This is a genomic window from Streptomyces sp. NPDC030820, from assembly GCF_055572075.1.
On record NZ_JBVIEB010000007.1, the window covers coordinates 71806 to 84787 of the forward strand.

A 12982-nucleotide genomic window follows, 5' to 3' on the forward strand; every position below is an offset into this window, starting at 1 on the left:
GGGAATTACCGCGTTTTCCGGTTCTTGCGGGGAATTCGACCCACTGGCCGAATCCATGTCACCGGGCACGAAAAGGGGGCGGCGTTATTGACCCGTGAGTAGCCCGAGGCTAGTTTCCGGTGCCCTCGCACCAGAGCGTTCCGCCGCACACCCCCCACCGTGCTGTCTCGCCGATCGTGCCGGAGCATCATGACCTCGCCTGTGCGCCCCCATGACCTCATCCTGTGCCTCACCCCCTTCGCCGAACCCGACGCCGGTCTCACTGCCGCGGCCTGTGCCGCCGGCGCGCTCGGCATCCTCGACCTCGGCACCGGAGACCGGAGATACCGAGAGGCGCTGTCCCGGCTGAGACGGTCGGCGCCGGGCCCCTTCGGGGTGCGGGTGACCGGGCGCTGCGCCCTGACCCCGGCCGAGGTCGGCGACGCCCCCGACACCGTGGTCCTCACCGCGGACGCAACCTGGTCCGCGGCTGAACTCCCTTCCGGCTGCCGTGTGTTGGCCGAGGTCACGGACATCCGGCAGGCGCACGCGGCCCTGCGCTCAGGTGCCCAGGGGCTCATCGCCCGCGGAGGCGAGAGCGGCGGCCGGGTCGGTGAGTTGAGCACCTTCGTGCTGCTGCAACAGCTGCTGTCCGACGAGGAGTCGAGTCGCGCCCCGGTCTGGGCCTGCGGCGGCATCGGCCCGCGTACGGCGGCGGCCGCCGTGGCCGGCGGTGCCGCCGGGGTGGTCCTCGACAGCCAGCTGGCCCTGCTCACCGAGTCGGGGCTGCCCGAGACGGTCCGGTCGGTGCTGCGCTCCGTGGACGGCTCGGAGACCGCGGTGCTCGGCGGCCACCGGGTCCTGCGGCGCCGGGGACCGGACGTTCCGCGCCCGCCGGTGGACGACCCCGAGGCGGTCGCGTCCCTGCTGGGCGCCGGCGATCTGCGCGGCCGGCTGCTGCCGGTCGGCCAGGACGGTTTCCTCGCCGCTCGGTTCGCCGAACGGTTCGGGGACGTACAGCGGTCGGTGCGGGAGTTGTCGGCGGCGATGCACGCCGTGGCCGACGGCGGTGCGGCCGCCGCGCTGCGCCCCGGGTCGGCCATGAGCCGGGCGCTCGGCACCCGGATCCCCGTCGCACAGGGGCCCATGACCCGGGTCAGCGACCAGCCGGGCTTCGCCGCGGCCGTCGCCGCGGACGGGGCGCTGCCGTTCCTGGCGCTGGCCCTCGCCGACGGCGAGCGGACCCGGTCGATGCTCACCGAGGCGCGGGCCGCGCTGGACGGGCGGCCCTGGGGCGTGGGCGTGCTCGGTTTCGCGCCCGAGGGGATCAGGAACGCCCAACTGGACGCGGTCCGGGAACTGCGGCCCACGCACGCGATCATCGCAGGCGGACGGCCCGCCCAGGCGGAGACGCTGGAGCGGGCCGGGATCCGTACCTTCCTGCACGTGCCCTCGCCGGGACTGCTGCGGCAGTTCCTCGACGCGGGCGCACGCCGGTTCGTGTTCGAGGGGTCCGAGTGCGGCGGTCATGTCGGACCCCGGGCCTCGTTTCCCCTCTGGGAGGCCCAACTCGCCGTACTGCAGGACTTCCTGGCCGACGCCGACGACGCGACCGCCCGGCGGCTGGAGGTGTTCTTCGCGGGCGGCATCCACGACGAGCGGTCGGCGGCCATGGTCGCGGCCCTGGCCGCACCGCTCACCGCCCGGGGCGCTGCCATCGGCGTGCTCATGGGCACCGCCTACCTGTTCACCGAGGAGGCCGTCGCCCACGGCGCCGTACTGCCCCTCTTCCAGCGGCAGGTGCTCACCGCCACCGCGACGACCCTCCTGGAGACCGCCCCCGGCCACGCCACCCGCTGCGTCCCGAGCCCCTTCACCGCCGACTACCGCGCCCGTGAGGCCGCCTTACGCGCGCAGGGGCTGACCGGCCGCGAGGTCTGGGAGGCGCTGGAACGGCTCAACGTGGGCCGGCTGCGCATCGCCAGCAAGGGCGTCGAGCGCGCAGCCGACGGCGCGCTGGCGACCGTGGCCGAGGAACGGCAGCTCATGGACGGGATGTTCATGGCCGGCGAGGTGACCGTCCTGCGCTCGGCGACCACCACGCTGGCCGATCTGCACCGCTCGGTCACCGACGGCGCCGCCGATCTCCTGACGCGGCGCGCCGGCGATGTCCTGACGCGGCGGGCCGCGAACCCGGGCGCGGCTCGCGCCGCCGAGCCGGAGCCGCCCGCACCGCTGGACATCGCCATCGTCGGCATGGCCTGCATGTTCCCCGAGGCCCCCGACCTCGCCGCATTCTGGTCCAACATCGTCACCGGCCGCGACGCCGTCACCGAGGTGCCGCCCGAACGCTGGGACCCGGCCGTGCACCACGTGGCCGGCAGCACGGCCTCCAAGTGGGGCGGATTCCTGCCCCGCATCCCCTTCGACCCGCTGCGCTACGGCATCCCGCCCGCCTCCCTCGGCAGCATCGAACCCGTCCAGCTGCTGTCCCTGGAGGCGGCCCGGCGGGCGCTGGAGGACGCCGGATACGGCGAGCAGGGACGGGAGTTCGACCGGGCGCGGACCTCGGTCGTCTTCGGCGCGGAGGCGGGCAGCGACCTGTCCAACGCCGTCACCCTGCGCGCGGTCCTGCCGAAGTACTACGGCACGGTGCCCGACGGGCTGGACGAGCAACTGCCCCGGCTGACCGAGGACTCCTTCCCCGGCATGCTCGCCAACGTCATCTCCGGGCGGATCGCCAACCGGCTGGACCTCGGCGGCGCCAACTTCACCGTCGACGCCGCCTGCGCCTCCTCCCTCGCCGCCCTCGACGTGGCCTGCAAGGAACTCGTCTCCGGCACCAGCGACGTCGTCCTGTGCGGCGGCGCCGACCTGCACAACGGCATCAACGACTACGTCCTGTTCTCGTCCGTCCACGCGCTCTCCCCGACCGGACGCTCCCGCGCCTTCGACGCCTCCGCCGACGGCATCGCGCTCGGCGAGGGTGTGGCCTGCCTGGTCCTCAAGCGGCTCGCGGACGCCGAACGGGCAGGCGACCGGATCTACGGCGTGGTCAAGGGCCTCGGCTCCGCCAGCGACGGCCGCTCCCTCGGCCTCACCGCACCCCGCCCGGAAGGCCAGCGGGCGGCGCTTGAGCGGGCGTACCGCAACGCCGGTGTCTCGCCCGCGGACGTCGGTCTGGTCGAGGCGCACGGCACCGGCACGGTCGTCGGCGACCGCACCGAACTCACCGTGCTCACCGAGGTGTTCACCGAGGCGGGCGCGCAGGCAGGCGGCTGTGCACTCGGCTCGGTGAAGTCGCAGATCGGCCACACCAAGTGCGCCGCCGGCCTCGCGGGCCTCATCAAGACCGCCCTCGCCCTGCACACCGGTGTCACCCCGCCCACCCTGCACCTGGAGCGGCCCAACCCCGCCTGGGCGGAGGGCGACAGCCCGTTCGCCTTCCACACCCGCGCCCGGCCCTGGACGGCACCGGCCGCCGAACGCCTCGCCGGAGTCAGCGCGTTCGGCTTCGGCGGCACCAACTTCCACGTGGTGCTGGCCGCCCACGACGACGCCGTACCACCCCGCCGGTCTGTGGACGCCTGGCCGGCCGAGCTCTTCCTCTTCCGGGGCCGGGACACGGCGGCGGCTCATCGCCAGGCCGAGGAGATCCTCCGGGCCGCCGAGGCCGACGGTGCCCCCTGGCGCCTACGCGACCTCGCCCTCGCCGCGGCCCACCGCGCCGACACCTCACACGAACCGGTCCGGGCCGCGCTCGTGGCCCGCGACACCGAGGAACTCACCGGTCAGCTACGACGGCTCCTCGCCGGGGAGCACGACCCGGCTGCCGGTATCCACCTCGCCGACCCGCTGACGCACTCGGAGAACGAGACCGCCGTGGACCCGGCACAGGGGGAGGCCGCGCATCCGGTGCGGGAGGGTGTGCCGGATGGGGTGGGGGGCGAGGTCGCCGGTCCGGTGCCGGGCGAGGATGCCCACCCAGCGGTCCGCAAGGACGCCCACCCGGTGGCGGGCAAGGGCACCCTCCCAGCGGTCCGCAACAACGCCCACCCGGCGGCCGGCAAGGACACCCACCCAGCGGTCCGCAACAACGCCCACCCGGCGGCCGGCAAGGGCACCCACGCCGTGGTCGGCAAGGTCGCCTTTCTCTTCCCCGGCCAGGGCAGTCAGCGCCCCGGCATGCTCGCCGAGCTCCTGGTTCACCTTCCCGAATTGCGGTACTACCTGGACCTCGGTCGCGTGCACGCCGACACCGTCCATCCGCCCGCCGCCTTCGACGACGCCGCGCGAGCGCGCCGCCGGGCCGCCCTCACCGACACCCGGGCCGCGCAGCCCGCCCTCGGCATCACGGGCCTCGCCGCCCACGCCTTCCTCACTTCGGCCGGGGTCCACCCCGACCAGGCCGCCGGGCACAGCTACGGCGAGCTGGTCGCCCTTGCGGCAGCCGGCGCCCTCGACCCCGAGACGCTGCTCGACCTGAGCGCCGAACGAGCCGGCGCCATCCTGGCGGCGGCGGGCGACGACCCGGGCACCATGGCCGCCGTCGGCGCCCCCGCCGAGACCGTCGTACGCACCCTGCACACGACCGGCGCACCCGCCTCCGTCGTCGTCGCCAACCTCAACTCGCCTGACCAGACGGTGATTTCGGGACCGACGGCGGATGTCGAGGCGGCCGTACGGCTGCTGCGCGACGGCGGGCTCGGCGCGCGGCGCATCCCCGTGGCCTGTGCCTTCCACAGCCCGCTCGTGGCCGCGGCGGGGGAACGGTTCGCCAAGATCCTCGCCGACAAGACGGTACGGCCCCCCGAGTTCCCCGTCTGGGCCAACCGCACCGCCGCGCCCTATCCGCAGGACCCCGACGACGTGCGCGCCGAACTCGCCGCCCAGATCGGTGCCCCCGTCGCGTTCGCCGCCCAGATCGAGGCCATGTACCAGGCCGGCGCGCGCGTCTTCGTCGAGGCGGGCCCCGGCACCGTCCTCACCCGGCTCGTCGCACGGATCCTCGGCGACCGTCCGCATCGCACGATCGCCTGCGAACCGGAGGCCGACAGCGGCCTGCGCGGCTGGCTCGACGCCCTCGCCCGGCTCGCCGTCGCAGGACAGCCGGTGCGCACCTCCTGGCTCCTGCGGGGCCGCGACGCCGTCGACGCGCTGCGCGGCCCGGCACCGAAACGGCCCGGCTGGACGGTCGACGGGCACCTCGTCCGCACCGCCGACGGAGCACTTCTGCCCGGTGCCCTCGCACCGGCCCGACGAGTCGTGGAGACGACCGTGACCACCGACCAGCCGTACGGCGCCCCGGCCGACCGGGACGCGCTCATCTCCGAATTCCTGCGCACCAGCCGCGAGATGATCGCCGCCCAGCGCGATGTCCTGCTCGCCCACTTCGGCGCGGCACCCGGCGCGACACCGCCGGCGCCCGTCCCACCCGCACCACTTCCGCAGACGGTCACAGCTGAACCACCACCAGCTGAGGCCGAGTCGGTCGGACCGGTCGACGACGTCGGACCGGTCGACGACATCGAGCGAGTCGTCCTGGAGATCGTCAGCGAACGCACCGGCTACCCCGTCGACATGATCGAGCCCGACCTCGACCTGGAGGCGGACCTCAGCATCGACTCGATCAAGCGGGCCGAGATAGCGGGCGAACTCGCCAGGCGGCTGGGCATCGCGGGCGGCGCCGAGGTGCTGGACGACGCCGAACTGGAGGAACTGGCCAAGGCGCGTACGGCTGCCGCGGTGACGGAGTGGCTGACGGCACGAGTGGGGGCGCGGTCCGGCGGCGGGACAGGCCGGCACGAGGAGTCCCGTACCGGCGGCCAGGCCGGGTACGCGGAGGAGCCGATCGAGGAGGCCTCCACCGACTCGGCGGCCGGGCCCACCCGGGAACCGGCCGAGGCGGCACACGCCCCCATCCCGGCCCTCGGCGTTCCACCCCGGCGCTGTGAGCTGCGGCCCGTGCCCCTCCCGGAGCCGGACCCGCCTGCCGCCGACGAACACGATGACGCCCTGTCCGGCCGGCGTTTCGTCCTCCTCGGGGACGGCGCGGGCGCGGCGACGGAGGTCGCGGCGCGGCTCGCCGAGCACGGCGCCGAAGCCGTACTGCTCGACGCGGGCCACCTCCTCACCGCGGCCGACGGCCCGGTGGACGATGTCGTCCACCTCGGCGCGCTGCCCGGCCCGGATCTCCCGGTGCTGCCGGACGCCTTCCCGGTGCTCCGCGCGGCACTCGCGCGCGGCCCGCGCCGACTGCTCGCCCTCCGGGCCGCCGACCGTGAAGGCACCCCGCGGGCCGACGATGGCGAAGGCGCTCCGCGGACCGCCGACGGTGCGGGCACTCTGCGGGCCGCCAACCGTGCGGGCGTTCTCCGGGCGGCCGGACTGGACGGCCTGTTCCGCAGCGTCAGCCGTGAGTACCCGGACCTGCTCGCACGGGTCGTCGCCGTCGCGGACACCGCCCCGGCGGCCGTCGCCGACGCCGTGCTCGCCGAGCTGCGGGCGCCCGAACCGGCCCCCGTCGTCCTCCGTACGGCGGCCGGTGCCCGGCAGGGTCTCGCGCTGGTGCCCGCGCCTCTCGGCCCGCTCGCGACCACCGGCGCCGGACCCGCGGGGGACGGCGCGGCCGAAGCGGCGGCACTCGGTCTCGACCCGGACTCCGTCGTGCTGCTGGTCGGCGGCGCCCGGGGCATCACCGCGAGGTTCGCTGCCACGCTGGCCGGCGCCTGCCGCTGCCGTATCGAGCTGCTGGGCCGTACGCCCGCGCCCACCGCACCCGAGGCCCCGCACACCGCCGCCGCGCTCACCCCGGTCGACCTGCGGGCGGCGCTCGCCGCTGGACCGGGCGCGGCCGGCCCCGCCGAGATCAGCCGGGCCGCCGGACTGATCCTTGCCCAGCGCGAGATCACCACGACCCTCACGGAACTCGGCGCACTCGGCAGCGAGGCACGCTACCGCTCGGTGGACTTCCGGGACCGGGACGCCGTCCTGCGGGCGGTCAAGGAGATCCACGCCGAACACGGCCGGCTCGACGGGGTCGTCTTCGCCGCCGGGGTGATCGAGGACCGGCTGATCGCCGACAAGACCCCCGAGTCCTTCCAGCGGGTCTACGGCACGAAGACGGCCGGGGCCGCGGCGCTGTTCGCCGCCCTGGACGACCTGCCCCGCGCACCCGCGTTCACCGTGCTGTTCGGCAGTATCGCCGCCGTGCTCGGCAACCGCGGCCAGGCCGACTACGCCGCCGCCAACGACGCCCTGGAAGTCCTCGGCGCCGACTGGGCCGCCCGGACGGGCGCTCGCGCGCTGACCGTCCACTGGGGACCCTGGGCGCCGTCCGCGACGCACAGCGGCATGGTCGGCGCGGAACTCGGCCGTGAGTACGCCCGGCGCGGGATCGAGCTGATCGACCCCGACGAGGGCACCGCGGCCCTGCTGCGGGAACTCGCCTGGGGCGAACCGTCGGCCCGCGCCGTCGTCTACACCGCGTCGGGCTGGTGACATGACATCCCGTCAGGTCCCCGTCGCCATCGTCGGGATGGCGGTGCTGCTGCCCGGCGCCCCCGGCCTGGACGCCTACTGGCGCAACCTGCGCGAAGGCGTCGACGCGATCACCGACGTCCCCGAGGGCCGCTGGGACGCCGCCTACTACCGGCCCGGCTCGGCCACCGGACCTGCCGCCCCCGACCGGATCTACTGCCGGCGCGGCGGGTTCGTGGACGGCCTCGCCGAGGTGGACGTCACCCGTTACGGCGTCATGCCCGCCTCGGTGCCCGGCACCGAGCCCGACCAGCTGATCGCCCTCGACGTGGCCGCCGCCGCGCTCGCGGACGCGGGCGGCGAGGAACGGCTCCCGGACCGGGACCGGATCGGGGTCGCCCTGGGCCGCGGCGGCTATCTCACCCCGGGCCTGGTCCGTCTGGACCAACGGGTACGCACGGCCGGACAACTGACCCGCACCCTGGGCGAGTTGTTGCCCGGCCTCGCCGCCGCCCAACTCGAGCGGATCCGGGCGGCGTTCACCGAACGGCTCGGCCCGGACAGCCCCGAGTCCGCGATCGGTCTGGTCCCCAACCTCGCCGCCTCCCGCATCGCCAACCGGCTCGACCTGCGCGGCCCCGCCTACACCGTGGACGCGGCCTGCGCCTCCTCCCTGGTCGCCGTCGACCAGGCGGTCACCGCACTCACCACCGGCCGCTGCGATCTGATGCTGGCCGGGGGAGTGCACCACTGCCACGACATCACCCTCTGGAGCGTCTTCGCCCAACTGCGCGCTCTGTCCCCGAGCCAGCGCATCCGCCCCTTTCACCGTGGCGCCGACGGCATCCTCATCGGCGAGGGCACGGGCGTCGTCGCACTGAAGCGGCTCGCGGACGCCGAACGCGACGGCGACCGCGTGTACGCGGTGATCCGGGGCACGGGTGTGGCAAGCGACGGTCGTACGGCGGGGCTTGCCGCACCGGACCCCGGCGGGCAGGCCAGAGCCGTGCGCCACGCCTGGCGGGCCGCCGGGCTCGACCCCGCCGCACCGGACTCCCTCGGCCTGCTGGAGGCGCACGGCACCGCCACCCCCGCCGGTGACGCGGCGGAACTCACCACTCTTGCCGAGGTGTTCGGGCCACCGGACGGCCATGGCATCCGCCCGGTCCTCGGCTCGGTGAAGTCGATGATCGGCCACACCATGCCGGCCGCCGGGGTGGCCGGCCTGGTCAAGGCCGCCCTCGCCCTCCACCACGGCACCCTCCTGCCCACCCTCCACTGCGACGACCCCCACCCCGCCCTCGCCGCCACCCGCTTCCGCACACTGCGGCAGGCACGCCCCTGGGAGACGGACTCCCGGCAGCCGGTCCGCCGGGCCGCCGTCAACGCGTTCGGCTTCGGCGGGATCAACGCCCATGTGGTGCTGGAGGAGGCGCCGGGTGCCGGTTCCGAGCCGGGCGGGGCCAGTGGTGCGCCTGCCGGCCGGGCGGGGGTCGCGCGTGTTCGTCCGGAGCATGCGGAGACAGTGCGTGCTGGATGGGGGGTGAACGAGACGGCGGGTGCTGGAGTGGGGGCACAAGAGAGCGTGCCGACGCGGTCCGGCCTCGCCGAAGCCACGCCTCCGGTCTCCGCTTCCGCTCAGGTCAGCGAGCCCGAGCGGATCCTGCTGCTCGCTGCCGAGGAGGTGACGGACCTCGCGGCCGTACTCGGCGCCGACGACTCCGCCGTCCTCGCCGCCGGTCTCGACCCGGGCCGGCCGCACTCCGACGCCGGCCCGGTCCGGCTCGGGATCGTGGACCCGACCGCCAGGCGGCTCGCCCTGGCCCGCCGTGCGGTCGCCAAGGGGCGTGGCTGGCACGGCCGGAGCGATGTGTGGTTCCGGCCCGGCCCGCTGCTCGGCCGGGCCGGCGGCGGCAGGCTGGCGTTCGTCTTCCCCGGCCTGGAAGGCGACTTCACGCCCCGCACCGACGACATCGCAGCCCACTTCGGCCTCACCCCGCTGCCCGGCACGCACGTCCGGGTCGGTGACGTCGGCCGGCACGGCTTCGGCGTCGTCGGGGTGGGCCGCCTGCTGGACCAGGCCCTGCGCCGCATGGGTGTCGTACCGGACGCGGTCGCCGGGCACAGCGTCGGCGAGTGGACGGCCATGGCGGCGGGCGGCCTGTACGCGCCGGAGCAAGTGGACGCGTTCATGGCCGCGTTCGACCCGGACACCGTCACCGTCCCCGGTCTCAGCTTCGCCGCCCTCGGCACGTCCGCCGGGCACGTCCGCGCCCTGCTCGCCGAGTCCTGGGCCGACTCCGGGATCGTGCTCTCGCACGACAACGCGCCCCGCCAGTCCATGGTCTGCGGCCCCGGCGCGGCGGTCGGGGAGTTCGCACGATCCCTGCGCGCGCAGGGCGTGATCTGCCAGGTGCTGCCCTTCCGCTCCGGCTTCCACACGCCGATGCTGGAGCCGTACCTCGCCCCCATCAAGGAGGCCGCCGACCGCTTCAGGCTCCACCCGCCGACCGTACCGGTGTGGTCCGGGACGACTGCCGCGCCCTTCCCCCGGGCCGAGCGGGCGGTGCGTGAGCTGTTCGTACGGCATCTGCTGGAACCGGTCCGCTTCCGCGAGCTGACCGAGGCCCTGTACGCCGCCGGGCACCGCGTCTTCGTCCAGGTGGGCCCCGGTCGGCTCACCTCCCTGATCGCCGACACCCTCGGCGACCGCGACCACCTGGCCGTGGCCGCCAACGCGCCCGAGCGCAGCGGCCTGGCCCAACTGCGCCGTACGGCAACGGCGTTGTGGACCGCTGGGGCGGCTGTGGCGGCGGCGGTGCCGGCCATGGCAGCGCACATCACGGCGGCCACCACGGCCAAAACGCCCGCTGGGTCGCCGTCCAACACCGCGACCCCACCGGCCCCCCGGCGCCACCCACCTGTCCGGCTCGATCTCGGCGGGGCTCTCGTCTCGCTGGACGGGCCGACACTCGACGCGCTCCGCGCAGAACTGCACCCCGGCCCACCTGCCGCACAACCCGCGCCCACGCACGGCCCGGGCCCGACCGTCGCCGTACAACCCGCCGACGCGCACCGCCTGGGCCCGTCCGCCGCCGTACAGCCTGTGCCCACGCACGGCCCGGGCCCGTCGGCCGTCGTGCAACCCGCCGACGCGCACCGCCTGGGCCCGTCGGTCGCCGTACAGCCTGTGCCCACGCACGGCCCGGGCCCGTCGGTCGCCGTACAGCCCGTGCCCACGCACGGCCCGGGCCCGTCGGTCGCCGTGCAACCCGCCGACGCGCACCGCCCGGGCCCGACCGCCGCCGTACAACCTGCGCCCACGCACCACCCGGGCCCGTCCGCCGCCGCACCCCCGGCGCCCACGGCCCGCTCGAACGGCCCGGGGCTCGGCGGCCTGGACGACCTTGCACCGTACTTCCCGGCCGCCGCCGAGCTGACCGCCCTGCTGCGGGACACCGCGGAGACGGCGGCGCAGTTGATCGCGGCGAGCGCCCGGCGCGACCGGAGCAGCGCCGCCCCCACAGCCACGGCGCCTGCGCCCCCGCCCCCCGCACCCACCGCCCCGCCTGCCGTGCCCACCACGACCACGACCACCATCACGCCGACCGCGACGACCACCACCGTCCACGTCTCCCCCCACACCATGCCCCACCTCCTCGACCACTGCTTCTTCCCCCAGCGCCCCGACTGGCCGGACCTGGAGGACCGTTGGCCGGTCGTCCCGGCCACCACGATCGTCCGGCACATGATGGACGCGGCGCAGGCGGCGGCCCCCGGTCTGCGGGCGGTCGCCGTGCACGAGGCCCGGTTCGACCGCTGGCTCACCGCCACACCTGCCGTCGACGTACCGGTCACCGTCACCCCGGCCCCCGGCCACCCGGTCCGCGTCACCGTCGCCTTCGGCCCCACGGCCCGCGCCACGGTCGAACTCGCCCCGCACCACCCCGCACCGCCCACGCCCAGCCCCCTCCCGGACGCACCCGAACGCCGCCCCGAGCACACCGCCGCACAGATCTACCGGGACCGCTGGATGTTCCACGGCCCCGGCTTCCAGGGCCTGACCGACCTCACCGCGGTCGGCGAGCGGCACATCCGGGGAGTGATCACAGCGCCCGCCGCCCCCGGCGCGCTGCTGGACAACGTGGGCCAGTTGCTCGGCTACTGGATCATGACCACCCGTACCGAGCGAACCGTCGTCTTCCCCGTGCGGATACGGCATCTGCGGTTCCACGGACGGCACCCGGCCCCCGGCACCGCGGTCGGCTGCGTGCTGCGGATCACCTCACTCTCGGACACCGTCCTGGAGGCCGATGCGGAGCTCACCGTCGGCGGCCGGGTGTGGGCGGTGATCGGCGGCTGGCAGGACCGCCGCTTCGACAACGATCCCACCACCCGGCCCGTCGAACGCTTCCCCGAACGCCACACCCTGTCCCAGGCCATGCCGGGCGGCTGGACGCTGGTGCACGAGCGCTGGCCGGACCTCGCCTCCCGCGAGCTGATCATGCGCAACTCGCTCGGCGGCGCCGAACGGGCCGAGTACGCCGAACGCCCGCCGCGTGGTCGCCGTCAGTGGCTGCTCGGCCGGATCGCCGTCAAGGACGCCGTGCGGCAGTGGCTCTGGCGCCACGGCGAAGGCCCCGTCTTCCCCGCGGAACTGCGCGTGCGCAACGACGGGTCGGGGCGCCCGTACGTCACCGGGGTGCACGGACGCGCCCTGCCCCCGCTGGACGTGTCGCTCGCCCACCGCGCCGAGGCGGCCGTGGCGATCGTCCGGCCGCACACCCCCCGGTCCGGCCCCGGCATCGACATCGAAGAGGTCGCCGAGCGCGACCCGGCAACCCTCGCCACCGCGCTCGGCCCCACGGAACTGCGCCTGCTGCGCGCCCATGCGGCAGGCGGCGGGGAGGCCGTGTGGTTCACCCGGTTCTGGGCGGCAAAGGAGGCCGTCGCCAAGGCCGAGGGCACCGGATTCGGCGGCAGACCACGGGACTTCGCGGTGCTGGAGGCCACGCCGGACGGCAGCAGGCTGCTGGTCTCCGGCCGCCTGGAACGCGTCCACACCGTGCACTGCACCCCGGTGGCCAACCCGCCCGCCCTGCCACAGCGCACCTATGTGGTGGCCTGGACGACGGGGCACACAGCCGACGACGGACATCCCGACGGCGGACAACCAGACGAAGCAGCCGAGGAGTACCCCCGATGAACCCCACCCAGCCGGCCCCGGCGCAGCCCACCGCCGACACCGTGCTCGCCGACGTCACCGGCATGCTCCGTACGGTGCTCGCGGAGTACGGCGACGACGACGTGGTCATCGGCCTGTCCACCACCTTCAACCGCGACCTGGAGTTGGAGAGCATCGATCTCGTCACCCTGGCCGGGCTGCTGGAGGAGCGCTACGGGCAGCGGGTCAACCTGGCCGAGTTCCTGGCCGGCATGGACTTCGACGAGATCATCGAGCTGACCGTCGGCCGGCTCGTGGAGCACGTCGTGTGGAGCCTGAAGAACGCGCAGGGGGGCTGAG

3 protein-coding genes are annotated in these 12982 nt (G+C 75.2%); all 3 read left to right on the top strand.

Translation table 11 applies throughout. The features are described 5' to 3' along the window. The first annotated feature begins 189 nt into the window (after positions 1–189). The 3 genes from ACZ418_RS20400 to ACZ418_RS20410 are packed head-to-tail and all read left to right on the top strand — an operon-like array spanning position 190 to position 12981. On the top strand, positions 190–7479 hold the full coding sequence (locus ACZ418_RS20400) for an SDR family NAD(P)-dependent oxidoreductase (RefSeq protein WP_468364600.1): 7290 nt from the start codon (positions 190–192) through the stop codon (positions 7477–7479). A 1-nt stretch (position 7480) separates the two neighbouring features. Continuing rightward, positions 7481–12664, top strand: coding sequence for a type I polyketide synthase (locus ACZ418_RS20405; protein ID WP_468364603.1), 5184 nt, complete (start codon positions 7481–7483; stop codon positions 12662–12664). Next, the gene (locus ACZ418_RS20410; protein WP_468364606.1) at positions 12661–12981 is read left to right on the top strand and encodes an acyl carrier protein; all 321 of its coding nucleotides are present in this window, start codon (positions 12661–12663) and stop codon (positions 12979–12981) included. Before ACZ418_RS20405 ends, ACZ418_RS20410 begins: the two co-directional genes overlap by 4 nt. Position 12982: the final 1 nt, after the last annotated feature.

Excerpts from the sequence above, each read along its gene's own strand:
- ACZ418_RS20400 (WP_468364600.1), top strand. The coding sequence starts at position 190 with ATGACCTCGCCTGTGCGCCCCCATGACCTCATCCTGTGCCTCACCCCC.
- ACZ418_RS20405 (WP_468364603.1), top strand. The coding sequence starts at position 7,481 with ATGACATCCCGTCAGGTCCCCGTCGCCATCGTCGGGATGGCGGTGCTG.
- ACZ418_RS20410 (WP_468364606.1), top strand. The coding sequence starts at position 12,661 with ATGAACCCCACCCAGCCGGCCCCGGCGCAGCCCACCGCCGACACCGTG.